Source organism: Sphingomonas sp. AX6 (assembly GCF_902506605.1).
Lineage (GTDB): Bacteria > Pseudomonadota > Alphaproteobacteria > Sphingomonadales > Sphingomonadaceae > Sphingomonas.
The window spans coordinates 1,816,984-1,841,455 of sequence record NZ_LR733979.1 but is presented as its reverse complement, the minus strand read 5'-3'; the positions used below and the strand labels follow the sequence as shown (position 1 = coordinate 1,841,455).

Sequence of the window (24,472 nt, the reverse complement as noted above, 5' to 3'; positions counted from 1 at the left end):
GNAAGTAGAAATAAATTTCCGAGCGCCGCTCATGGATATGCGGCGGCATGGTGTTCCACACGCTTCCGGGCTTGAGCACGGTCAGGCCCATCACCAACTGCGCGCTGTCGCACACGCCGGGAATGACGAGCTGAAAGATCGTCCGCTCGTTGCTTTCTTCAAGACTGCCGCGCTCGAGCGCATTGGCGTCGGAGATACCGAGCTTCCTGGTCTTGAACCCCTGATGCGCCGGACACGACGCCAGATAGAAGCGCGCGCCCTCACCGGAGAACACAACGTCCTTCGCACCCATCGTCACGTACAGGCAGTCCTTGTTACCCAGCGTAAACGCCTCGCCATCGACGGTCACCACACCCTCGACCGAGCCCACGTTCACCACCGCCATCTCGCGGCGCTCCAGAAACGGATGACCCTTGGCCGAGGCCGGCTCTTCCTGCGCGGGCAAGGCCACGTCCGCCCCCGCCACCGCTACCCCGCCGATCACGAAGCGGTCGGCATGGGTGTAGTTCAGCACGCACTCGCCCTCGCGAAACAAACCCTGGATCAGATAGCGATCCCGCAACTCCTCGTTCGACACCACCTCCATCATGTCCGGATGCGTGGCGTAATAAGTGCGGTCGTACATGCGGGCTCTCCTGAAACTCGATCACCCGACCATAGCGATCAATCCCGACTATTGGAAGGGCGATCCACATAGTGGATCGATAATCAGCACAGCCAGCGATGCTTCGCCAGTGCCTTAAAGCGTTCTGCGTCCAGTGGCCCGACTTCCGCCGCCGCGACATTCGCCACGACCTGCGCGCGATTGCGCATCCCGACCGCGACCGAACAGACTGCGGCGGGTGTCAGGCAGAGGCGCAATGCAATTGCACGCGGATCACCTTCGCAGTCCTGTTCGAACGCCGCCACTCTCGCCACCGTCTCGGCCCGGTGCTGCGGATAGAAATAGGCGTTGCGCCAGTCGGTCCACGCCGTCTGCCCGGCCAGCGCTCCATAATAGAGCGATGATCGCGCGATCATCGCTACGTCGTGCTTGGCACAGAGCGCCAGCAACCGTCGCTCGGCCCCGCGGTCGAACACATTGTACATCGCCTGCACCGATGCGATCAGCCCGCTCATGATCGCATCGCTCGCGGCATCGACGTCATGGTCGAACAATGCGATCCCGAACCCGGCGATCTTGCCTTCGTCCTGCAACGCGATGAGCGTCTGGCGCCAATCGCCTTCGTTCAGCCATTCGGATGCCCAGACTGGCAAATGCACCAGCGCGAGGCGTTCGATCCCCAACCGCGCAAGCAAGTCTTCGACTTGCGCGCGGATATGGGCACCCGGATAAACACGGTCGATGGGCAGATGCGGCGCAGGCAAATCCAGCGGGATCAGCGGGGAAATTCGGCACAGGATTTGGACGCCAGTCGTCAGCGGGGCGCGCTTCAACGCAGCGGCCAGGATGTCGACCACCGGTCTGTCGCCCGCTTCCAACTCGACAGTGTCGATCCCGAGCGAAAACGCGGCGGCAAAGGCGTCCGACAGCGCCGCCCCGTCGATTGCCGCACCTGCCATCGCGCCGGTCCCGAAGCTCAGCTCGGATACCGACAGGCCGGTACGACCCAGGCGTCGGCGCATCATTGCGGGTCGGCCACATTGACGACCACCTGCAATCCGGGCGCGGTGCGATTGGCCCAGTCGGATCGGTGGAAGACGCCCGTCTGCGCTGGTGTCTCGACCCGGTGGATGCTCGCCGCGCCCGCCGCGACCTGAACCTCGCGCGTGCGATCGATCACGAACGGATATTCGCCCGTCTGCATCGCCGCGAGCTGCACTGGCCGGTGTGCCCATAGCGCCGCGACATCGCCGCCCTGGTGCAGCACGCGGCTGTCGAGTTGGCCGAGCAGCGGATATTCGCGCTGCATATAGGCGCGGTAGAGCCCTGCATCGATCGTGTCGGCGGGCGTCACCCGCATCCCCGCGACCCGACCGATCGGCCAGAGCAGGCGAAACGCTGGCCCCTCCAACACGCGATCGACATGCCAGACGAGATCGCCCGGCGCGAAATAGCTGCGCAGCGAGATCGACGGCGCACCACCCGTCAAATCCCCCGCAAAATCGGCCAGCGCGGTGATGTCGGCGGAAAGCCCGGCGCGTTCCGCGCGGTAGGCATCGGGTCCGAATAGCCGGTCGGCGACAAGATCGATCGCGGCGTCAGGCGGCATTCGGTTGAAGTCGAGCCGGAACCCGCGAACGCCGAGCAACGCTTTGACCAACGTGCGATAAGCCAATTCCGCGACCGGCGGTCGAGCGATCTGGATCGTGCCGAGCGGCGAATGGTCGAGTGCGCTGCGGGCGGCAGCCCCGCCGCCCTCGATCGCGACCGTTTCTATTCTTGAGGCGTCGGTCACGCAGCGGGCGCCGGGTGGCTTGCCCGAGGCATCAGCGCGGCGGCACCCGTCCGCGCACCGCCGCTGCTTCTTCCGGTGACAGCTGCCGGACGCCACGAACCAGGCAGCGTCGCGTGTTGCTGCCGCTCGCATCCGGCACCACCAGTTCGACATTGGCACCGGTGCAGATGCGGCTGCCGCCGCGCGAGACGATGCCAATCCGCTGCGCGTAATCGACGTCGGGGCAACCGGGCGAGAGTTCCAGTTCCCAGCTTTCGCGCGAACCGATATTGACGATCGCGCGGTCGGCACCGGCATCGCTGAAGCCGGTGACCTGGCTGTTCCAGAAACATTGCTGCGCGCCCGCTACGCCCGCTGCGGGCAGCTCGCTCGTGCAAGCGGCCAGCAGGGCAAGCGGGAGTAGCGTCCATCCGGTCTGATGCATCGCACGTCTCCTTTCGCCCCGCAGTCTAACCGGCTGCCCCCTCCGATGGGAAGGGGCAGCCCTTATCCGATCAGCGCGTACCGCCGAACTGGACCCGCGCGCCGACCAGGATGCGGCGACCGCCATAGTTCAGGCGCATGATCTTGGGCGTGCCATCGGCGAAGTCGGTGTAACCCCCGGTCGATGCCGTCTGGAATTCGCGCCTCACATTGCGCCCTTCGACATAGACCTGGAAATTGCGGTTGATGTTGTACGAGATTTTCGCGTCGATGAAGGTCGAGCCATCGGTAAAGCGCGGAACGCCAGGATTATAGCCTGGACCGACGAGGCGAACGTTAGTCAGTCCTTCGCTTGGATAGTTGATGTCGGTCGTATTGCCCCCGCACGGCGTGATGCAGTTGAAGGTCGCGGTTCGCTTTTGATAGGCAACGCGCATGTTAAGCTTGCCGTCATCGTACCAGAGCGAGGCGTTCATATAATATTTCGACTCGTCGGGTGGCAGCATTACGTCGCCGGTCAACGGATCTTGCGTTCCTTGAGTGGCCGACGACTGGATTACCGAAAGATTGCCGTCGATGCCGGTATATTGGAGAAACGAAGGCAGGAAGGTGAACGCGGTCTTGGCTTGGAATTCGAAGATGTCGCGCTTGTAGCCGGGACCGTTTTCAAATGTTGGATAGTTAAACTCAAGTTCCGACAACGGGCGTCCGGTGAGTGGATCGGTTCGGTCGCTGCCGCCAAACGGCGTGCCGGTGATCGTCACCCCGATCGGTGCACCGATCTTCACGTCTAGCTTGCCATAAGCCGCAGAGAAAACGGTGTCCGGGTTCGGATACCATTCCAAACTCGCGTTGTAGCTCCACGCCGTATAGGGATCGAGACCGGGATTGCCGACGCGCCCACCGCAGCCGAAATTTTCTTCGCCGCCATCCAGCAGATCGCGTTCGTCGATCGTGCAACTGCCGGCCGGGATCAACTGAGTGACGCGAGGCCGTGCGACAGTCTTTGCGCCATAAAGGCGCAGCACGACCGCTTCGTCGAATGCCCACAAGTTCAGGTTCACGCTGGGGAGGAAATCGGTCGAATCAGCCTTGACCGAAGTGTTGTCGCTGAACGCTTGAGACGAAATGCCAGAAGGGTTGTTGGGATCGAGCGGGTTGAAGGTCGCAGTCGTGCGGATGTTGGTGATCGTCAGCAGCGCGCTGGCATCGACCTTGGTGTGTACTGCACGCACGCCCGCATTGCCGTTAAACAACAGGCCGTAGGGCAGTTGCTGTTCGAAATCGACCATGCCGTAGAGGTTGAAGATCGTCTCGTTGGTCCGCCCCACCGGCTGGTCGTAGGTCTGACCATCGCTGCCGACGCAGGTTTTCAGACAGTCGAAATTCATGAATTGCGACGCGCCGAGTTCCGCGAACAATTGGTCGGTGCGGATGCCGTTCCACGCCGGAGGCAGCGACCCGCGATTGGGAAGATCGCCAAAATATTCGGACTGGCTGGGTTCAATCGTTTTCGCCAGCAGAGCACGAAGCTCTTCAGGTGTCAGCGTATCGACCCCGGAACGCGCGTTTAGCGGGTTGGTGCTGGGGACGAACCCATAGTTACAGCTTAGACCACCAGGTGCCGACGATCCTGCGGTTGGTTGGCACGCGCGCAGCGACCCCCGGACGTTTGCAGTCGGGACGATCACTGCCGGGATGTAACCGGGCTGACCAAATGTGCCCACCGCGCCGCTGACGGTGTAACCGCCTGCACCCCAGGATGCGGTCTTGGCATTGCGATACTGCGCGCCGACCTTCACCCGCGTGATAAAGGGCAACAAGTCGTCGGTGCGATAAGTGAAGTCGAGCTTGGCAAGGCGTTCCGACGATTCGCCGGCGCGGGGGGAATATTGCACCGCCACGGTCGGGGTCGTCAGTGGCATCTGGCCAACGGTATAGGCGGGCGTTGCCGGCCCGTTCGGACCCGCAAGCACCGCATTTTGGCCGATACAGGTTGGCGGCGACAGCCGCGCGTCGAGGCACCGCGGGGCGGTCAATTGGACGAAGTTGTCGGGATTTGAATCGTCGTAGTTGTCGGGCAACTGAATGTCCCACAGCCCATTAGGCTGCAGCACCAGATCGGCGTTCCCATAATTATAGGTGCGCGAGGTACGCATGTCGCCGCGGGTCGACGTCGCCCGCGTCATGCCGACCATCGCATCGATATCGATACGGTCACCGCGATATTCGCCACCGCCCTGAAGATAATAGGTCTTCGAATCGATGATGTTCTCGATCTGGTCGATGCTGACCGAGTTGTTGGTCAGCGTCATCGCCGTCACATTGTGCGCGGCATCGACGACGACGCTGCCCGGTACCACGTTCAACACGTTGCCCAGCGTTGCATTGTTGCCGACATTGTTCAGACCGAAATTTGGATCGAACAGGAAATAGCCAGCGGGTGAGTTAGGCGCGACGGTGCGACGCCGGGGATATTCGGGTGCCAGGCTGTCGACGAACGTTCCGGCTGCATTCTGGCTGAACAAGGTGATCGGCGTGCGGCTGCGGTTCTGGTCTTGCACGTACCGATTGGCGAATGCGCCCTTCGCGAACAGCGTGATCTGATCGGTCAGGCGGTAATCGAAGCGGATGTCGCCCGAATAACGCTCGTCGGTCTGGGTGTTCATGAAATTGCGGATCAGCGACGGCGTGTAGTCGTTCCACTGGTTGAGGCAGCTTTGCTGTTCCAGGATGCGCTGGCCGCGCTGCGCGGTCGATGCCGTCGGATTGTGCGGAAACAGGTCGAAACATTGTGCTTTGGTCTGCGCCCCTGCCGCCTTGGTCAGTAGGGTGCGCGGAGTCTCCGCGCTGTTGGCATAAAGCACATCGGCCAGATCGCCATTCAGCGTGTCGAGATTATACTGGAAAGTCTTGTCCGGCGACTGGTCGAAATCGAACAAACGCGAATAGCCGCGGTTGCCGCTGGTGGTGTTTTCGTAGCCGTGGCCGTCGTTCTGGATCTTGCTGTAATTGCCGCTGACGATCACGCCCAACCGGTCGCCAAAGAATTTGCGCGACGCGACAGCGTTGAAATCGGGCGTCCAGTCGCGTCCCAGCGAATTTTGCTGTGCGCCTGCGCGGAACGAGAAATAGGGCTTGGCGAAATCGAGGCCGGTGCGGGTCTGGATCTTGATGGTGCCGCCCAGCGACCCTTCGGTCATGTCGGCGGTCGAACCCTTGACCACATCGACGCTCTTGATGAGTTCGGCGGGGAGTTCGCGAAGGTCGGCGCTGCGCGCGCCGTCGGTGCCCAGCGCCAGCGCGGTCGTGCTCTGCACGCCGATGCCGTCCAACTCGACGCGTGTCAGGTCGGGTCCGTTGCCGCGCACCGCGACGCTTTCGCCTTCGCCGAATTCGTTGCGACCCAGGGCGACGCCGGGAATGCGAGAGATCGCTTCGTTAACGTTGCGATCGGGGAAAGAGCCGATATCGTCGGCGACGATCGAATCGGTTGCGGTGCGCGCGTTGCGCTTGCGGTTGTTCGACGATTGCTGGCTGGCGCGCGATCCGGTGACGACGACTTCGCCCTCTTCCTGACCCAGATCCTCGACCTGCGAAGTCTGAGGGATTTCGGCATTCTGGCCAGTGGTAGTTTGCGCTGCGGCTTCGCCCCCGAATGCCAGCAGCAGACCCATCACACCCCATGAGGCGGTGGTCATGATCCGAGCGCGCCCGGCGGATTCCTTCAGCATAATTCCCCCTCCTGTTTTCATCCGGGAATCTTGCAAAGGGGAACTTCACCCCCTGCTTCCTAACCCCGGTCAAGAACTCCCATTATTTGGGACGCTCTATCAACTTATAGTATTATCATATTTTTGAAGCGACGCAATAGGCGTCATAACATTGCAAGAATCTTGAAGATCGTGCCGTTATCGAACAGGCGCGCCCTATTGCTGGGGTGCGGCGCCCCTTCGTCGCTAGCCGATATCTGCCGGTTCGAGTCGGGGCGAGATCAGGTGCACGATTAGCAGCGCGATGAGGTAGATCGACCCGATCAGTACGAAGATCGGCGTGTAATTCCCGACCTCTTCGAGCACGCCGCCGACATATTTTGCCATCAACATGCCGCCGATCGCGCCCGCCATGCCGCCGATCCCGACCACCGATGCGGTCGCGCGCCGCGGCATGAGGTCCGAGGCAAGCGTGAAGACATTGGCCGACCACCCCTGATGTCCCGCCGCCGCCAGCCCGATGATCGCGACCGCGAAGATCAGGTTGTCGACATAGATCGCCAGGCTGACGGGCACCACGCAGAGCGCGCAGACCAGCATCGCGGTCTTTCGCCCCGCATTGACGGTCCAGCCGCGTGCGATGAGCCGCGAGGACAGCCAGCCCCCGCCGACGCTGCCGACATCGGCGAGCAGATAGACCGCGATCAACGGCGGTCCGAACGTGACGAGGTTGAGGTCATAGGTCTTGGCGAAGAAATCCGGCAGCCAGAACAGGAAGAACCACCAGATCGGGTCGGTCATGAGTTTGGCGACCGCAAACACCCAGGTCTGGCGATAGCGCAGCAGCGTCAGCCACGGAATTTTCGCAGTGCTCTCTGCCGGATCGCTGCGGATATGCGCGAGTTCAGACGCCGAAACCTTGGGATGCTCCTCGGGCGTGCGATAGACCAACAGCCAGGCGATCAGCCAGACGAAGCCAAGCGAGCCGGTGATCAGGAACGCCGCTTCCCAGCCCCAGGCCATGACGATCGGCGGCACTGCAAGCGGGGTGATGATCGCGCCGACATTGGACCCTGCATTGAAGATGCCGGTTGCAAAGGCGCGCTCCTTCTTGGGGAACCACTCACCCGTCGCCTTGACCGCGGCGGGGAAATTCCCGGCTTCCCCCAGTCCCAGTGCGAAGCGGGCGATGGCGAAGCCCGCAACCGTTCGCGCACCGGCATGGGCCATCCCTGCGATGCTCCACACGATCACGGCGATGGCATAGCCCCAGCGGACCCCGACCCAATCGATCAGTCGCCCGACCGTCAGCAGCCCGATCGCATAGGCCGCCTGAAACCAGAAGACGATGTCGGCATAATCGAGTTCGCTCCACCCGAATTCGGTCTCCAGCACGGGTTTCAGAATGCCGATGACCTGACGATCGATATAATTGATCGTCGTCGCGAAGAAGAGCAGCGCGCACACCGTCCAGCGGTTGCGCGTCATCGTTTCGCCTGCACCCGGAACGCTGGTCGCCATCGTTACATCCTCTCGTTTCGGGCGCGCGGTTGTTCCGCGTCGCCACTCTGGTCGTGTCAGTCGGTGGTCACCGGCCCGTGGAAATCGGCCTCGACGACGCCGATGCCCCATCCGGTGGGGATTTCGTTTGCGCCGGTATCGCCCGCCTGCCGCGAAGTGCTGAGTTCGACGATGTTGCCGAACGCGTCGCGATCGGCGACCGGACCGGTCTGGGCGATGCGGAGCACGCGCCCGCGTGCGGGCGCGAAAGGCAGACCGACATAGCCGAGGTTACGCTCGGTCGTGCCTTCCCAGATCGTCTTGCCGTCGAGCGTCAGGCGCAAGGGGTACGCGCGGGTGCGCCAGCCCGCGAGTTTGAGTTCGACCTCGCTGAGCGTGACGGGGGAATCGAAATGATATTCGATCCAGGCGGTCGCTTGCTTGCCGTCGTTCATCCAGCGGGACAGTTCGTTGCTGTCGACGCTTTTCCACGCATCGCCCTGATTGACGGCGGTGACGATCTTCGACGGAAGCAACGTCGTGCGGGTTATGCGATAGGACGGCGTGGCCGGGGTGGGGCCGCGCGTCAGCAATCCGGGCTGATGCTGTTCCGGGAAGTCCGACGACAGGCCGTTTACAACCCGCCTCGGCATCACCGCTGGGATGGTCACGCTGGCGCGGCGAAGACCGGGTGCGGTTGCGGTGACGCGGACCCGGCCTGCCTTGGTGCCCGCGCGCAGCAGCACGCGGTTGACGCCGTTTTCGACCGGAAGGTTGCGGGAGAGGACGTAATTGTCCTGATGTCGCGCGGTTCCGGCGTAGCTGGTGGTGCCGGGGATCGATTGCTGAGCGACCGGCGCGTCGGCGCGTGCCTTGCCGGTCGAATCTCCCTGTGCGATGCCGCCGCGCCATTCGGCGGGACCACTCAGGTCGAAAGAGATCTTATCGCTAGCGACGGGCACGCGGCGGCCCTGCGCATCAACCACTTCGACATCGACCAACGCAACGTCGGCGCCGTCCATCACGAAGCCGCGCGGGGAAGTTCGCGGGGTCAGACGGATCGCGGCGGGCTCGCCGGTGGTCTCAAGCTTATATTCGGAGCGGCTGCCATCGGCATGGGTGGCGACCGCGCGCAGTGTGCCGGGCTCGTAGGCGACCTTCGGCCAGGTGAATAGGAAGCCATAGTCGCGCTTTCCCTCGCCCAGCGACCGGTCGTTCAGGAACAGCTCGACCCGCTCGCCGTTCGACACGACCATCTGGTCCTTCACCGTGCCAGCGGGGTAGTTCCAGTGGCCGACGATGTGGCTGGCGGCGGCCTCTGGTTCGACCCAGCCGTTCCACATCACCTTGTGCGCGAAAAACCCGTCCTTGGGCAGTCGCATCGCGTCGACTTCGCCCGACCGGCGGTAGTTGTTGTCGCCGCGGAAATGCGTGTTGCTGTCGGACCAGATGATGTTGACGCCGCCCGACGACACGCGTTCTCCGGTCCCCGGGCGGACGCGGTAATAATCCCACCAGGCGCGAACATTTTCCACCGCGTGACTGTCCTGGTTGCGGTTATAGGCGGGTGCGTCCTTGTGGAAGGGCGGCGAGAATTGATCCCAATAGGCCCGCGCACCCTCATCGCGAGAATATTCCATCGACCAGAGCGGGATGTCCGAACTCTTGTTGATGTAGAGCATTTCTCCACCATATTCGGCGGTGTTGCCGTCGAGCATCTCGCGCGATCCGATCGCGCGACCGCCGTCCGGATCGTACACGTCGCGGATCGCCTTCAGCTCGGCCATATGCGCTTCGCTGATGCTTTCGTTGCCGCCTTCGTAGAACAGGATCGACGGATTGTTGCGGTTGTAGATGATCGCCTGACGCATCAATTCCACCCGCTGTTCCCAGCGGCGGCCATCCACATCATGCTCCGCGTCGCCCGCGGGCATCGCCTGGATCAAACCGACGCGGTCGGCGGATTCGACGTCCTGTTTCGACGGGGTGATGTGCATCCAGCGCACCAGATTGCCGCCGGACTCCACCATCATCGCGTTGGAGAAATCGCTGAGCCAGGGCGGCATCGAAACCCCGATCGCGGGCCATTCGTTCGAGGTGCGTTGGGCATAGCCGTGGACCTGAATGACGCGGCCATTGAGTTCGATCATCCCGTCGGCGAATTTGGTCTGGCGGAATCCGGTGACGGTATCGACGCTGTCGATCGCCTTCCCGTCTTCGATCAGGCTAGTGGTGACGGTGTAGAGATAGCCGTAACCCCAGCTCCAGAAATTGAGGCCGGACAGTCGTTCGGCGGCGCTCAGCGTCGCGAAGCTGCCGGGATGGACAGTGGTGGGTGTGGCATCGAACTGGCCGACTACCTTACCCTCGCGGTCGCGAACCTCGACGCGAAGGCCGATGCGCCGCGGCACAATGTCGTCGTTTCGGACCTGCGTCTCGGCGTGGATCGTCGCGGCGCGGGTGGGCAGGTCGAAATCGCCTGCCCAGACATATTGGCCAGTGGTGCCCAGCCCCGCGTAGAGCGGTAACGTCTGGTGCAGCTTGTCGGTCAGATGCAGCCGGACATTCTTGGTGATGCCGCCGTAATTGACGTTGAAGTTGCGGTCGTTCCATTGATAGCCGCTGCCGGTCGCGCGCTCCTTGTAGCGCCAGTCGTTGTCGACGCGCACCGCGATCACGTTTTCGCCGCGCCGAAGATACGCGGTGATGTCCGCGCCCAACGCCATCGCGCCGCTTTCCGACAGTGCCACCGATGTCCCATTGACCCAGACTTCGGCCGCCTGGCGCACGCCTTCGAATTCCAGGAACGCCTTGCCATCATGGCCGCGCGGCAGCGTGATGTTCTTGCGATACCAAGTGATGCCGGTGGACAGTTCGCGAATGTCGCGGGCAAACGCCTCGCGCTCGTTGAATGCGTTGGGCAGCGTTACCGTTTGCCATTTCGCATCGTCGAAGCCGGGTTGTTCGGCGCCTGCCTGCTCGCCGCTGGTCATGCGCCAGCCGGGGTTGAGGTTGTAGGTCGTGCGCGGCGACGCGACGATGGTAGAGGCGTCGTGCGCCGCGACGGGCGTGGCGGTCGCCCCGATACTCGCAGCCGTCGCCATCAGCAGAGCCAGTATCCGCATCGCAAAATCCCCTCGTCTTTCCCTGAGAATGATTGGGTCGAACCGTCTGTCGCGGTCGATCACCAGTTGTAGAGCGTGCCGTCCTCCAGCCGATTTACGGGCAGATAGGCGCGGCTATATTCGTATCCCGCCGCCAGTTTTTCATCGATATCGACGCCCAGTCCGGGCGCGTGGCCGGGGTGCATCAACCCGTCGGTCAGGCTGTAATGATGCGGGAACACGGCGTCGGTCTCGGCCGTGTGGCGCATATATTCCTGGACCCCGAAATTGGGGATCGACAGGCCGAAATGGAGCGCGGCCGCCATGCTGACGGGCGACAGGTCCGTCGCCCCGTGGCACCCGGTGCGGACCTGATACAGATCGGCGAGCGCGGCGATCCGGCGCAGATGGGTAATGCCGCCGGCATGCACCACGGTTGCGCGGATATAATCGATCAGCTGGTTCTGGATCAGCTCTCGGCAGTCATGGACCGATGAGAAGATCTCGCCGACCGCCAGTGGTGTGGTGGTGTGCTGACGGATGAGGCGGAACGCTTCCTGGTTTTCGGCAGGTGTCGCGTCCTCGAGCCAGAACAGGCGGTATGGTTCCAGATCCTTGCCCAGCCGACCGGCCTCGATCGGGGTCAGCCGGTGGTGGACGTCATGGAGCAGATGCACGTCCCAGCCCAGCGCCTCGCGTCCCGCTTCGAACAGTGGCGGGACCGAGCGCAGATATTTCTCGGTCGACCAGAGATTCTCGGTCGGCAGGTCGGCATCGGCGGGCTCGTAGAAATAACGGTCTTTCGACACGCCATAGGTCGATGGAAGGCCGGGCACGCCCGATTGCAGTCGGATCGCGCGATATCCCTGCTGCTGGTAATCCAGTGCCGCTTCGATCGTTTCCTCGATCGTCGTGCCGTTGGCATGGCCGTACACCATGCACCCTTCGCGCGCTGCGCCGCCGAGCAACTGATAGACCGGCAGCCCGGCGACCTTTCCCTTGATGTCCCACAGCGCCATGTCCACCGCCGCGCTGGCGGTCATGGTGACGGGTCCGCGACGCCAGTACGCGCCGCGATAGAGATACTGCCAGATATCCTCGATCCGGTGCGCGTCGCGCCCGATCAGCAGCGGGACGACATGATCGCTCAAATAGCTGGCAACCGCGAGTTCGCGACCGTTGAGCGTCGCGTCGCCGACGCCGTGGACGCCGTCCTCGGTTTCGATCCTGAGCGTGACGAAGTTCCGCCCCGGACAGGTGACGATCACGCGGGCATCGACGATCTTCGACATGAAATCTCACATGATGAACATAAGGATCAATGGGACGAAGTGGTCGCCCACTTTGAGCGCCTCTGTCAAGCCAATTGGCTTATCGGGCGGATTTTGATCGGGATGGGGTTGACGAACGGCTTGTCGAGCGGCGAAGGCTGGGCTCGGATGGTCAGGCCATTTTTTCCCACGGATATGATCGTGATCGAAGCGACACCGCGCAAACTCTACCAATCCATCGCCGAACGGATCGCGGCGACGATCGCCGACGGGCGATATCCGCCCGGTGCGCGGCTGCCCAGCGAGCGCGAGCTTGCCGAGGAGCATGCGGTCAGCCGCCCAACGATCCGCGAGGCGATGATCGCGCTCGAAATTCGCGGGCTGGTTGAGGCACGCCACGGGTCCGGCGTCTATGTCATCCACGCGCCGCGCGCGGCGGACATCGCGCCCGAGCTGGATGTCGGCGCGTTCGAGTTGATCGAGGCGCGGACGCTGTTCGAAGGCGAAGCCGCCGCCCTGGCTGCGACGACGATCGACATGGCGACGCTCCGGACGCTCGACGATCTGCTTGAACGCATGCACGATGCGACATCGGACACGGCGTTCGCTGCCGATCGCGACTTCCACCTGACGATCGCCGAGGCAACCGGGAACAGCCTGATCCGATCGACGATCGAGACGCTGTGGGACGTGAGAGAACGGTCGCCATTATGCGTCAACATGTTCGCGCGTGCGCGGCGCGAAGGCGTCACCCCGCGGGTCGACGAGCATCGCCGGATCGTCGATGCGCTGCGCGATGGCGATGCGCCCGCCGCGCGCGACGCGATGCGCGCGCATCTGTCGCGCGTCACGGCGGATTTGCTGGAAGCGACCCGGCTGGACCTGATAGAGCGCGCCCAGGCAGAGGCCGATGCGCAGCGCGACCGTGTGTCCCGGCGCCATATTGCATAGTGCGGTCTGCAAGGGGCATGGATGCGGGCCTTGCTGCCCGCTGAAGCGATCAATGGAAATCGCGGGATTTCGGAATAATGCGCACGTCGCGGGGATGGCGGGCATGGGATGAATTGGGGCGAGGCGGGGGCACGTCCGCTTCGCCCAGCCGGTCGAGCAAGGTGGTACGATCGACGATGCGATCGGCCATCAGGTGAACGACGTCCTCCGCGCTCCTTTGCACTTTCCCATGCACCTCCATCAAGCGTGAGGCCATGAGCGGGCGGCGATATTGTTCGAACAGTCGCGCCCAGAGCAGGATGTTCACGATGCCGCTTTCGTCCTCCAGTGTGGCGAAGATGGCGTTGCCCTTGCCCGGACGCTGGCGGACCAGCACCAGTCCGGCGACCTTCGCCCGGCGGCCATCGGGCAGGCTGAGCATTTCTGTGCTGGACAAGATGCCTTCGGCCCGCAGCGTCTTGCGCAGGAAATGCATCGGATGTTCTTTCAGCGAAAGCCGGATGGTCTGGTAATCGGCCGTCACTTCCTCCGACAACGGCATGGCGGGCAGCGCGGAATCGGGTTCGGCGGCCAGTTCGCGGGCGTCCGCGGCGGCAAATAGCGGAAGCTCGCCGCCGCCCGGCATCCGCCTTACTTCCCAGGCCGCAGGGCGCCGTTCTAGGCCGATCGACCGGCAAGCATCGGCATCCGCCAGCAAGCGCAGCGCCCGCGGCGGAAGCGGCGCGGCACGATGTTGGGCGTCGTCATCGGCCTGCGGCACGCGTACCCGCCGCGCCAGTTCCTCGATGCTGGCAAACGGTCCGCCCCTCTCGCGCTCGGCGGCGATGGCGTGGCCCCATGCCTGTCGAAACCCGTCGATCTGGCGAAAACCGATCCGCAGCGCATGACGCTTGTCCAGTCGATTCCCGGCAACGTCCCAACCCCAGCGTGGATGCACTGTGCCATCGGTCGCGCCGGGCTCCAGATGATTGTCCCAGTCGCTGTGGTTGATATCGGCCGCACGAACATCGACGCCATGTTCCTGCGCATCGCGGACGATCTGCGCCGGCGCATAAAAGCCCATCGGCTGCGAATTGAGCAAAGCGGCGGCGAACACCGCAGGGTGCGTGCATTTGAGCCAGGACGAGACATAGACCAGCAGCGCGAAGGAAATCGCATGGCTTTCGGGAAAGCCGTAACTGCCGAACCCCTTGATCTGATTGTAGCAGCGCTGGGCGAAGTCGCGCTCATATCCGCGCCGGACCATCCCCTCGACCATCTTGGCCTCGAAATTGTGCATCGTCCCGACATTGCGGAACGTCGCCATCGCACGGCGCAGTTTGTTGGCTTCATCGGGTGAGAAATCCGCTGCGGTGATGGCAAGCTTCATCACCTGTTCCTGGAACAGCGGAACACCGAAGGTTTCCCCCAGCACGCCGCGCAGTTCGTCGGGATCGTGCGGCGGTGCGGGCGAGGGATAGTCCACCGCCTCCTTCCCCGCTCGCCGCTTGAGATAGGGGTGGACCATGTCGCCCTCGATCGGGCCGGGACGCACGATCGCCACCTGCACGGCAAGGTCGTAGAATTTCCGCGGTTTCAGGCGCGGCAGCATGTTGATCTGGGCGCGGCTTTCCACCTGGAAGGTGCCGATGCTGTCGCCCGTGCACAGCATATCGTACACAGCGGGGGCCTCCTGCGGCACGCTGGCGAGGGTCAGATCGCCTAGCCCGTGCGTGCGCATCGTCTCGAACGCCTTGCGGATGCAGCTCAGCATGCCGAGCGCCAGGACATCGACCTTCATCAGGCCGAGAGTGTCGATATCGTCCTTGTCCCACTCGATGAAGGTGCGGTCCGGCATCGCCGCATTGTGGATCGGCACCAGATCGTCCAGCCGCCCCTGCGTCAGCACGAAGCCGCCGACATGCTGCGACAAGTGGCGCGGCGTATCGAGCAACTGATCGACGATCCACCGCAACCGCGCGAGATCGGGCGCGTGCGGATCGAACCCGGCATTGGCGATGCGTTCTGCTTCCATGGTCCGCGAAAAACTGCCCCAGACCGTGCTGTTCAGCCGCGCGGTGACATCTTCCGACAGGCCCAGCACCTTGCCCACCTCGCGCACCGCGCTTCGCGGGCGATAATGGATGACGGTGGCGGCGATCCCTGCCCGGCTGCGGCCATAGCGTTCGTAGATGTGCTGGATCACCTCTTCGCGGCGTTCATGCTCGAAATCGACATCGATGTCGGGCGGCTCGTCGCGCTCGGCCGACACGAAGCGCGAGAAGAGCAGGTTGAACTGGCCCGGATCGACAGAGGTGATGCCCAGGAAATAGCAGACCGCCGAATTGGCCGCCGAACCCCGCCCCTGACACAATATCGGCGGGTCGAGCGAGCGGGCGAATTGTACCAGTTCGTAAACGGTCAGGAAATAACAGGCGTAGTTCCGATCGGCGATGATCCGGAACTCGTCCTCCAGCGTACGCCTGATCTTGTCGGGTATGCCGTCCGGATATTTCTCCTGCGTCAGGCGCCAGGTCTCGTGTTCCAGCCACGCCTGCGGTTCCCACCCCATGGGTACCGGTTCGTGTGGATATTCATATTTGAGGTCGTCGAGCGTGAAGCGGATGCGCGACAGGATGTCGGTGGATGCGCCGATCGCTTGCGGCGCTCCGTGGAACAGGCGTGCCATTTCGTCGCCGGATTTCAGATGGCGCTCGGCATTGGCGAGCAGGCGCGTTCCGGCCTCGGCCAATGTGGTGCCTTCACGGATACACGTCATCACATCATGGAGCGGGCGATGTTCGGGCATTGCGTAGAGCGCGTCGCAGGTGGCGAGCAACGGGATGCCGGTGCGCTGCGATAATGCCTGAAGGCGAGCGAGGCGGCGCTGATCGTCGCCCCGCCGCGTCATGGTCGCGGCAATCCACAAGGGCGCGCATCGGGCAAGACGACGCAGCACGAATTCCTGTGCCTCATCGGCAATCGCGATCAGCAACAGCCCGTTGGCATGTTCGATGAGATCGGCGAGATATAGCGTGCATTCACCCTTGTCGGCCCGACGATTGCCGAGCGTCAGTAGGCGCGTGAGCCGACCCCAGGCTGCACGATCGACCGGATAGGCGATGATGTCCGGCGTGCCGTCGGCGAACACCAGCCGCGCGCCGACCACCAGCCGGAAATCGGGAGCCTCGCACCCGTTCTGCTGCATCTGAACGCGGAAGTCCTTGAGCGTGGCATAGGCGCGTACCACCCCCGCCACGGTGTTGCGATCGGCGATGCCGATGCCACTATGCCCGAGCTCGATCGCCTTCAGCACCATGTCGGCGGGATGCGATGCGCCGTGCAGGAAGGAATAGCTGGTTGCCGTCACCAATTCGGCAAAGGGCAGAGAAGGGGTGTCGGTCATGCGAACAGGCCGTGGACATACCAGGCGGGGCGGTTCGTTTCGCGCTCGTAAAGCCCTTGCCGAAACAGCCAGAACCGGCGACCGCGTGCATCCTCCACCCGGAAATAATCGCGTGTGAGCAGCGGACGGGCGGGAAGGGGGGCGAGCGAGTGAGCCTCTTCGTCGGGACGCCGGTGCGCGACGGAGGGTTCGGGATCGGGCAGGCGTTCGATGGCCACGCGCCACCATTCGCCGGCGATCCGCTCCGGTCCTTCGAAGCGCGTCACTTCGTGCATCGCGCGCTGCCAGCGAAAGCGCCGGGGCGGTCCGTCGGGGACTTCGGCCAGTACCTCGACCGGTTGGGGCGGATCGAACAGATGGAGCGGACGCAATGGTGGTTCGCCTGCGCGTCGCGGTGGCCAGGGCAGGGGATCTGCCGCATCGACCGCGGGCAGGGTCAGCACCTGTTGTTCGGGAATATGCGTGTCGCGCGGTGCGAAACGGCGAACGCGACCGCGCCCCAGCCTCGTGCTCAGCCGGTCGACAAGGGCCGCGGTTGCTTCCTCGTTCAGGCGACCGCCTTCCAGCCGGAGTTGAGAGGGGCCGACCGGCTCGGCCACCGGCACTGCCAGCCGCACCAGGTCAAAGCCGAAACCGGGGTCGATCGGATCGGACAATGCGTCGATCCGTTCCCGGAACAGGCGTGACGTCACTGCAAAATCGCGCGTCGGCAGCCCTGTCTCCACGGCAACCTCTCGCACTGCGCCGTCGCTGCGATAGAAGCATCCGATAAAGCGCCGGCCCCCTTCGTGCCGTTCTTCCAGCCTCTGCGCCGCTTCAAGGACGAGTGCGTCGAGCACCGCCAGCGCATCCTCGGTTCGCGCGATCGGTTCGGCAAAACGTCGCTCGAACACCAATGCAGGGGGGGCCCGGCGAGGGGAGATGCGGCTGTCGGCATGGCCCAGCACCCGGTGGAGCGTGGCGACCATTTCTGCCCCGAACCGCGCGGCGAGCGGAGCCGTGGGTCGCGCCGCGAGATCACCGAGCGTTTTGAGCCCTGCGCGGCGGAGCGCCGTTTCAACCTCCACTTCCAGCCGCAGTGCGGCGATGGAAAGACGGCGGACGGCGTGATGTTCGTCGGCGGCAGGCGCAGTTTGGAAACGCGCCAGCGCCTGGCCGGCTTCTGGCGTTCCAGCCAGGGCATGGCGCAGGTGAAGTCGGCCCGCGCCCAACCGCTGCTCGATCTGTGCTGCCAGCGCCGTTTCGCCACCGGCCAGATGCGCGCAGCCGGTAATGTCGAGCGTCACCCCGTCGGGCGGGTCGAGCGCGACCATCGGCGTCCAGCGGTCGCAGCCATCGGCAATCCGCTCCAGCCAGAGGCGGTCGGCATGCGGATCATGCTCGACTGCGGCGAGTTCGGGAACCCGCGCGCGCGCATCGGCCAGCGTCAGGCCGGGGGTCAGGCCAAGCCGCAACGCGTGTGGATCGAGGGCCACGATCCGTACCGCGCCACCCTGTTTCTCGACAAAGCCGAGCGGCGCGTCATCCGGCGCTGCGCTGTGCCTCGCGTGCCAGCGATCGCTGGTCAGCATCGGAAACCACAGCGCCAGATAGCGGCGGTTCGCGGAAGCACCCCCGGTCACGATCCCATTCCAGATGCCAGCATCCGCCGCCGGGGCGACCGCGTTGGCGCAACAACTCGACCATGAAGGCTGGCCCGCCAGGAGCACCCGCCTCCAGCGCAGTGGAGGGTGCGGCGTGAATGCTCCAGCGTGTCTGGGCGGCGCTGGGGCCGGGCTGTGCATCGGCACGCAGTAGCAAGGGGGTTACGCCCGACGTCTCCGCCGCCAGCGCCAGCCGCCTGCTCGCGGTCAGATCGAGCGCGCGGGGGTTGCGCCACAGCTCGATCACCGCTGCGCCGACAGACGTACAGCGAACCACGTCCACCGCCGCGCGAAGCAGCGCCACCGGATCGGGCAGCACGATCAGCACCAGTCGTGCCGGATCGATCCCGATTTCCGCCAATCCCGGCGCATGAAGATGCCCCTGCCGTTCCACCGTTTCCTCGCGCAGCCAGAATAACGGGGCACCCGGCTGGCTGGCGAGGCATGCCAGCATCGCGGTGAAGCCTGCCGCACTGCCATTGTCGGTCGGCTCCGCTGCGAACAATTCGTGCAGCCGCCCGCGCATCAACCCGCCGCCCATCACGGCGTCGAGCGGCGCATGGCCAAGCGACGCTGACGCCCTCGTCATCCTGTGTTCGTCGATCCAAGCGGCTTTCCTTCGCAAGACGCGCAGCGCATCCACCGACTCGAGCGGGAGAATGTTCATCATATGTTCTAATCTTGCATCCGCAGGGCAAGAGTCAAGTCGTAGAAGATTGGAGCCAATCAGCCGACGCGCCGGACGCGCCCCAATAATCGAACGGCGATGCCGCTTGGGCGTATCAGGCAGCCTGTTGTGCGGGCGGGATCGCGGCCAGGAAATCGGCCTGGGGCACGGGTTTGCCGACCAGCCATCCCTGAACATAGTCGCAGCCGCAATCGCGCAGGAAATCCAGGCAGCCCTGGTCTTCGACGCCTTCGGCAACGACGCGGATGCCGAGTTGATGCGCCAGTTCGATGGTCGATCGGACCAGCACTGCATCGTCGGCGTTGACATGCGCGTGCTGGACGAACATCCGGTCGATCTTCAACTCGGCGATCGGAAGTCGGCGCAGATAGCTGAGCGTCGATTGCCCGGTGCCGTAATCGTCCATCGAAATCGTGATCCCGCGGGCGCGATACGCCTCAAGCGCGGCGACGGCGGCGTCCATATCGGCCATTGCTGCCGATTCGGTCACCTCGAAGATCAGCCGATCGACCTGCGGCCCATAGTCGCCGAGCAAATCGTCGAGCGCGCGATTGAAGCGGGCATCGGCGAGCAGTTTCGCCGACAGGTTGACCGCGATCGACACCGCGGTCGCCTTTTGCAGCGTGTCGAGCGCGGCGCGCGTGACCGCCAGCGTCAGGCGGTCGATGCGATCGTGGCGTTCGGCCAGCGGAATGAACAGGTCGGGACGGATCGGCCCCCGCAACGGGTGCGTCCAGCGCACCAGCGCCTCCGCGCTTTCGATGCGTCCGCTCGCCAGCGCCAATTTGGGTTGGTAATGAACCGCGATGTCGCCGCGGTCGATCGCGGTGTCGAGTTCGCCCATCAGCGACAGGGTGTCGAGCCCGCCATCGTCGGCATCGACCATTGCATCGGCCCAGAACACGCCGCGTTCCAATGCCTTGCTGGCGGCCGCGGCGGCGGCATCGATCGCCGTGGTCGAACCCCCGGTATCGTGGCGTGCGACCCCGAGTGCGATACGAACGTCGATCCGCCGACCGTCGATTTCGATGGGGTGCAGCAACAGCGTGCGCAGCCGGTCCATCGCCTCTTCGCCGGGGCCATCCGCCGAAGACCAGGCGATCACCCGTTCCTCGATCCGGTGAATGGTAGCACCGACTGCGGGGGCCAATCGTTCGCCCAGGCGCGCCATGAAACCGCCCATCCGGTCCGACCCCAGCGTCGCTGCGATTTCGTCATAGCGATCGATGACGCCGGCGATGACTGCGGCGCCCCGTTCCGCCTCGCGCAGTGCCACGCGGTTGGCAAGGCCGCTTTCGGCGTCGATCCGTGCTGCGGCACGTCGGTCGGCCAGCAGCACGACCATCATCCGCAACATTGCCGCCGACCACAAGGCGAGCAGCGCAGGCGTGATCGCCCCGGTCAGTGCCGCAAATTCTTCAAGCGCGGTCAGCGTCGCCAGGCCGACGATGGTCACGGTCGCGGCGCGCAGGGCGATCTGACGCAGTCGGGCCGCACCAATCGCCCACCACGCACCGATCAGTCCGACGATCAGAAACAGCAGGGCGGGGATGCGACGCGGAATGCCGTTCCTCAGCGTTTCGGCGGCCAGTGCCTGGATCACCACGCCGGGGATCACGCCATAGCGCGGCACGGCATAACGATCGCCCATTTCGACTGCGGTTGCGCCAATCAGCACGTCCTTGCCGGCCAATGCCGATGCCTGACCGCCGCGGCTGACGTCGACGAAGCTGTAGCGAGGAATGGTGGCGGGGTCGATGGCGAAATCGATCGGGAAATCAACGAAGGCCGTGCCTGCGCGATTGGCGAGCATGGTGGAAAGTGACGGGCGTGGCGTGCCGGCCGTAATGATGCCCAGTGGTGCGCTACGCACATAGCCGTCCGCGTCGGGCAGGATACTGACGGCACCCAGAAAACTATGTTCTCGCAAGGGAGCGATGGGAAGCGATTCGATCAGGTCGCTGCGTCGCGCGCTGCCTGCCTGACGAAGCGTCGGAAGGATCACGCCCCCGCCTGCACGCGCCAGCGCCTTGGCAAGCGCTGTGTCCTCAGCGGGTGTCGATCGGCTCGAAAAATCGACGTCGAATGCGATGGTTCGCGCGCCGGCATGGGTCAGCGCATCGATCAGCCGCGCGTGTTCACTACGCGGCCACGGCCAGCGATCGACCGATTTCAGGCTGCGCGCATCGATTTCGACGATGTGAAGCTCGCCACTCGCAGGCTTGTCGCGCACCGCGTCGCGCATCGTGCGCAGGCCATGTTCGACCGGGGCCAGCGCGCCGACCAGGCCCAGCGCACCGATCGCAGCAGCGATGACGAGGACGATTCCCCGACCCGTTCGCGGTCGAACCGCCGGGGAAGATGTCCTCGCCACCAACGGATCACCCGCCGATCAGCGACAGAAGATCAGTCGTCATCATCGTCATCGTCGTCATCGTCGTCATCATCGTCATCATCGTCATCGTCATCGTCATCGTCGTCATCGTCGTCATCGTCATCGTCGTCATCGTCGTCATCGTCGTCATCGTCGTCATCGTCGTCATCATCATCGTCGTCGTCGTCATCATCGTCACCCGGATCCTCAGGATCGGGTTCGGGCTCGGGTTCCGGTTCCGGTTCCGGTTCGGGCTCAGGCTCGGGTTCCGGTTCGGGCTCAGGCTCAGGCTCGGGTTCAGGCTCAGGCTCGGGTTCCGGTTCGGGCTCAGGCTCGGGTTCCGGCTCGGGCTCGGGTTCCGGCTCAGGCTCAGGCTCAGGCTCAGGCTCAGGCTCAGGCTCCGGCTCAGGTTCGGGCTCAGGTGCTGGCTCGGGCTCCGGCGTAGGTTCGGGCTCGGGCGTGGGTTCTGGCTCCGGGTCTTCGTTCGGTAGAGCCGGCTGTTCGGGAGGCGAAGCCGGCCGAGGTTCGTCCTCTTCCTCGACATCGGCGATGGCGAGCAGCGCCAGCGTGTTGAGTTCGCCGCTGACCAGCCCGCCGGTACGATCCTCGAGCGGTGCCATATCGACCGCGACCGCATTGACGATCTGCGGCGTATCCACCGATGCGGGCACGTTCGATTGCACGATGTCGTCGGTCATCAATCGGCCCATGTCGCCGCCGTCAACCGCGGCGATATCGCCCGCGCCAAGCAGCTCGCGCGATGCACCGTCCAGGGTCGAGACCTCGACCATGCCTTCGACGACCTGGACGCTTGAGCCGTTCTCGTCGACGGTGACGCTGAACGTGGTCCCTTTGACCACGGCGGCCAGATAGGGCGTCTGGACCGAGAAATGCTGGGTCGCGCGTTTGCGCACTTTGAAGATCGCGTTGCCGACTTCCTGGACGAAGCGCGTGAAGCCCGTGCGATCCTCGCCGGGGATTTGAAGCCGTGAATTGGGGGCGACCACGACGAATTCTTCGTCGCGGGCCATCACCGCGCGCCCACCGGCACCCGTCTGAACGATATCGCCGGCCATCAGCGCGCCGCCGCGTGCGGCAACCGTTTGTCGCCCGCCGCGCAGCACGCTCACCTTGCCGCTCGCTTCGCTGATCCGCCAGCCTTCGCTCGCCGCCAGCGCCATTTCGCTGCTGCCCGAGAGCATCAGGATGGCGGCGGCCTTGATCGCGGTCCACTTCGTCATGTCGCGTCCTTTTCATCGTGGGCACGCGACTCGCCGAACCTCGGCGGCACATCCCCACCATGAAAATCGCAAATTGCTGTTTCCGAAGGGTTAAGTTCCCAGGGTTAACAGGTTTTTAGGCATCGCGGCCTAGGCTTTGAGCCATGAAGAGTTCCTTGTTCTTGAGCAGCGCCGCCGCTGCAATCGTCGTTCTCGCCGCCGGAACCGCATCCGCGCAGGATGCGCTCGACCGTGCCGACCCGCTGATCGTCGAATCGGAGACGACCGAACGCGACGATCCCGAGCCCCCGAGCGGCGAGGCAATCGCGACACCGCCTGCTGCTCCGGTGGCGGCATCGGCCAATGAAGCGGTTCAGGTGGGGGCGGTTCGGCTGCTGGGACTCGAAACCCTGTCGCAGGCCGATTTCATGCCCGTGATCGAACCGGTGTTGGGCACGACGCTCGATGCCGCGGGACAGCGCGATCTGGTTCGCAGCGTCGCGGCGCGGCTCCATGCCCTGGGCTATCCGCTCGGCAATGCGGTGATCGAGCCGCAATCACTGTCCGCCGGTATCCTCGGTATCCGCGTCGATGAAGGGCGGATCGATGCCGTACGCGTCGAAGGCGACGAAAACGCGCTGGTCGACCGTATGTTCGCGCCGCTGGCGACGGGGCGTCCGGTGCGAGGGAATGCGCTCGAGCGCGCCATCCTGCTGGCCGAAGTCGTGCCGGGCGTCCGCGTCGTTCGTGCGCAACTGGAGCAACAGGGCGCGCTCAACATATTGGTCGTCCGGTTGCGCGAAACGAAAACCGAAGGCCGGGTCGAAGTCGACAATTGGGGCAGCGATACGATCGGCCCCGTCAAACTGCGTGGCCGCGTCGAACATCGCGGCGCACTGACCGACGGCGACGAAGTCCGTGCCTATGCCGTGACCACGCCAGCCGATCCGGCGGAATATGTCTATGCCTCGCTGGGCTATAGCGTGCCCGTCGATGCCAACGGGACGCGGGTCGGATTTTCAGGCAGCGTCGCGCGGATCGATGCGATCGGTGCCAATACCGGTCGCAACCTCGAAGGCGAAGGCGAACGGGCCAAATTATGGGTGGAACATCCGGTGGTGTTGACACCGGATGCCACAATCGGTGCGGCGGTCGGTTTCTCGTTTCGCGATACCCGCCAGTTCGCGGACGGCGATTTGTCGCGCGACGAACGCGTGGCGGCACTGACCGCGCGGCTCAACGGATCGTTCCGGCTAGACGATACGCGCAGCTTCGGGCGCATCGAGCTGACACACGGCACCGGCTGGTTTGGATCGACACGTCAGGGCGATGCAGAGGCATCGCGCGACGACGGCGATGCCCGCTTCACCCTGGTCGAACTGTCGGGATCGGTCATCACGCCGCTCGCCGGGCCATTGAGCGTCCGTACCGACGCGAAGGCGCAATTCGCCTCGCGTCCGCTATTGGCCGGCGACGAACTGGGCTTTGGTGGCCCGAATTTCGGGCGCGGCTATTATTTCCGCGAGGAATCGGGTGACAATGTCGTGGCCGGTGCAGTCGAACTGCGCGTCGATGGACCGCGGGTCGGCAGTCTGCTGGAGGGGTTCCAGGTTTATGGGTATGGCGACGCCGCGCGGTTGTGGAACCTGCGCGGTGGCGAAACCCACGATCTGGCGACCGCAGGCGCGGGCCTGCGCGCGCGGGTGACGCGCCGGTTCGGGTTCGGGCTGGAATTGGGCGTGCCGATCGACAGGGATCGCGACCCGCGTGGTAATTTCGAAACGTGGTTCCGCTTTTAGGG

The 24,472-nt window shown here is 64.2% G+C and carries 15 protein-coding genes; 2 read left to right on the top strand and 13 right to left on the bottom strand.

The window, feature by feature from the left end; all coding sequences use genetic code 11:
• Nucleotides 1-2 precede the first annotated feature (2 nt).
• From ENHY17A_RS08840 to manD, 8 genes are all read right to left on the bottom strand, one after another.
• Nucleotides 3-625, bottom strand: a 623-nt coding sequence (locus tag ENHY17A_RS08840) for a 5-deoxy-glucuronate isomerase (RefSeq protein ID WP_159714389.1), incomplete at its 3' end; no start/stop codon positions are given.
• An 83-nt stretch (nucleotides 626-708) separates the two neighbouring features.
• The gene (locus ENHY17A_RS08835) at nucleotides 709-1,629 is read right to left on the bottom strand and encodes an aldo/keto reductase (protein ID WP_159711970.1); all 921 of its coding nucleotides are present in this window, start codon (nucleotides 1,627-1,629) and stop codon (nucleotides 709-711) included.
• Nucleotides 1,626-2,399: a hypothetical protein gene (locus tag ENHY17A_RS08830; RefSeq protein ID WP_159711968.1), complete on the bottom strand. Its 774-nt coding sequence runs from the start codon at nucleotides 2,397-2,399 to the stop codon at nucleotides 1,626-1,628. The genes ENHY17A_RS08835 and ENHY17A_RS08830 overlap by 4 nt, the downstream gene beginning before the upstream one ends.
• A gap of 31 nt (nucleotides 2,400-2,430) precedes the next feature.
• Complete coding sequence (locus ENHY17A_RS08825) at nucleotides 2,431-2,823, bottom strand: DUF6491 family protein (protein ID WP_159711966.1); 393 nt, start codon at nucleotides 2,821-2,823, stop codon at nucleotides 2,431-2,433.
• A gap of 70 nt (nucleotides 2,824-2,893) precedes the next feature.
• The gene (locus tag ENHY17A_RS08820) at nucleotides 2,894-6,556 is read right to left on the bottom strand and encodes a TonB-dependent receptor (RefSeq protein ID WP_236547830.1); all 3,663 of its coding nucleotides are present in this window, start codon (nucleotides 6,554-6,556) and stop codon (nucleotides 2,894-2,896) included.
• A 225-nt stretch (nucleotides 6,557-6,781) separates the two neighbouring features.
• The gene (locus ENHY17A_RS08815; RefSeq protein ID WP_159711964.1) at nucleotides 6,782-8,056 is read right to left on the bottom strand and encodes an MFS transporter; all 1,275 of its coding nucleotides are present in this window, start codon (nucleotides 8,054-8,056) and stop codon (nucleotides 6,782-6,784) included.
• A gap of 56 nt (nucleotides 8,057-8,112) precedes the next feature.
• Complete coding sequence (locus ENHY17A_RS08810) at nucleotides 8,113-11,160, bottom strand: glycoside hydrolase family 2 protein (RefSeq protein WP_159711962.1); 3,048 nt, start codon at nucleotides 11,158-11,160, stop codon at nucleotides 8,113-8,115.
• Between the two features lie 59 nt (nucleotides 11,161-11,219).
• On the bottom strand, nucleotides 11,220-12,431 hold the full coding sequence (manD, locus tag ENHY17A_RS08805; protein ID WP_159711960.1) for a D-mannonate dehydratase ManD: 1,212 nt from the start codon (nucleotides 12,429-12,431) through the stop codon (nucleotides 11,220-11,222).
• Nucleotides 12,432-12,605: 174 nt separating this feature from the next.
• Between manD and ENHY17A_RS08800 the strand changes: the two genes are divergently transcribed.
• Nucleotides 12,606-13,361 (top strand): FadR/GntR family transcriptional regulator, encoded by a 756-nt coding sequence (locus tag ENHY17A_RS08800; RefSeq protein ID WP_159711958.1) that lies wholly within the window; start codon nucleotides 12,606-12,608, stop codon nucleotides 13,359-13,361.
• 49 nt (nucleotides 13,362-13,410) lie between these two features.
• Here ENHY17A_RS08800 and ENHY17A_RS08795 read toward each other — a convergent pair whose 3' ends face one another.
• The 5 genes from ENHY17A_RS08795 to ENHY17A_RS08775 form a co-directional block, all read right to left on the bottom strand.
• A complete protein-coding gene (locus tag ENHY17A_RS08795) occupies nucleotides 13,411-16,746 on the bottom strand; it encodes an error-prone DNA polymerase (RefSeq protein WP_159711956.1) in 3,336 nt (1,111 codons plus the stop codon).
• On the bottom strand, nucleotides 16,743-18,317 hold the full coding sequence (locus ENHY17A_RS08790) for a Y-family DNA polymerase (protein WP_159714381.1): 1,575 nt from the start codon (nucleotides 18,315-18,317) through the stop codon (nucleotides 16,743-16,745). Before ENHY17A_RS08790 ends, ENHY17A_RS08795 begins: the two co-directional genes overlap by 4 nt.
• Entirely contained in the window at nucleotides 18,268-18,978 is a 711-nt protein-coding gene (locus ENHY17A_RS08785) for an ImuA family protein (protein WP_236547829.1), read from the bottom strand. The genes ENHY17A_RS08790 and ENHY17A_RS08785 overlap by 50 nt, the downstream gene beginning before the upstream one ends.
• Before the next feature lie 193 nt (nucleotides 18,979-19,171).
• The gene (locus ENHY17A_RS08780) at nucleotides 19,172-21,451 is read right to left on the bottom strand and encodes a GGDEF domain-containing phosphodiesterase (RefSeq protein WP_159711954.1); all 2,280 of its coding nucleotides are present in this window, start codon (nucleotides 21,449-21,451) and stop codon (nucleotides 19,172-19,174) included.
• Between the two features lie 32 nt (nucleotides 21,452-21,483).
• Entirely contained in the window at nucleotides 21,484-22,692 is a 1,209-nt protein-coding gene (locus ENHY17A_RS08775; protein ID WP_159711952.1) for a FecR domain-containing protein, read from the bottom strand.
• A 143-nt stretch (nucleotides 22,693-22,835) separates the two neighbouring features.
• On the opposite strand from ENHY17A_RS08775, the gene ENHY17A_RS08770 reads away from it, so the two are divergent.
• Nucleotides 22,836-24,470 carry a ShlB/FhaC/HecB family hemolysin secretion/activation protein gene (locus ENHY17A_RS08770; protein WP_159711950.1) on the top strand — a complete coding sequence of 545 codons (1,635 nt, stop codon included), beginning with the start codon at nucleotides 22,836-22,838 and terminating at the stop codon, nucleotides 24,468-24,470.
• Nucleotides 24,471-24,472 lie beyond the last annotated feature (2 nt).

Coding starts and splice junctions, on each gene's coding strand:
- ENHY17A_RS08835 (WP_159711970.1), bottom strand. CDS start 1,629: ATGATGCGCCGACGCCTGGGTCGTACCGGCCTGTCGGTATCCGAGCTG.
- ENHY17A_RS08825 (WP_159711966.1), bottom strand. CDS start 2,823: ATGCATCAGACCGGATGGACGCTACTCCCGCTTGCCCTGCTGGCCGCT.
- ENHY17A_RS08820 (WP_236547830.1), bottom strand. CDS start 6,556: ATGCTGAAGGAATCCGCCGGGCGCGCTCGGATCATGACCACCGCCTCA.
- ENHY17A_RS08815 (WP_159711964.1), bottom strand. CDS start 8,056: ATGGCGACCAGCGTTCCGGGTGCAGGCGAAACGATGACGCGCAACCGC.
- ENHY17A_RS08810 (WP_159711962.1), bottom strand. CDS start 11,160: ATGCGGATACTGGCTCTGCTGATGGCGACGGCTGCGAGTATCGGGGCG.
- manD (WP_159711960.1), bottom strand. CDS start 12,431: ATGTCGAAGATCGTCGATGCCCGCGTGATCGTCACCTGTCCGGGGCGG.
- ENHY17A_RS08800 (WP_159711958.1), top strand. CDS start 12,606: ATGATCGTGATCGAAGCGACACCGCGCAAACTCTACCAATCCATCGCC.
- ENHY17A_RS08795 (WP_159711956.1), bottom strand. CDS start 16,746: ATGACCGACACCCCTTCTCTGCCCTTTGCCGAATTGGTGACGGCAACC.
- ENHY17A_RS08790 (WP_159714381.1), bottom strand. CDS start 18,317: ATGCTGACCAGCGATCGCTGGCACGCGAGGCACAGCGCAGCGCCGGAT.
- ENHY17A_RS08785 (WP_236547829.1), bottom strand. CDS start 18,978: ATGACGAGGGCGTCAGCGTCGCTTGGCCATGCGCCGCTCGACGCCGTG.
- ENHY17A_RS08775 (WP_159711952.1), bottom strand. CDS start 22,692: ATGACGAAGTGGACCGCGATCAAGGCCGCCGCCATCCTGATGCTCTCG.
- ENHY17A_RS08770 (WP_159711950.1), top strand. CDS start 22,836: ATGAAGAGTTCCTTGTTCTTGAGCAGCGCCGCCGCTGCAATCGTCGTT.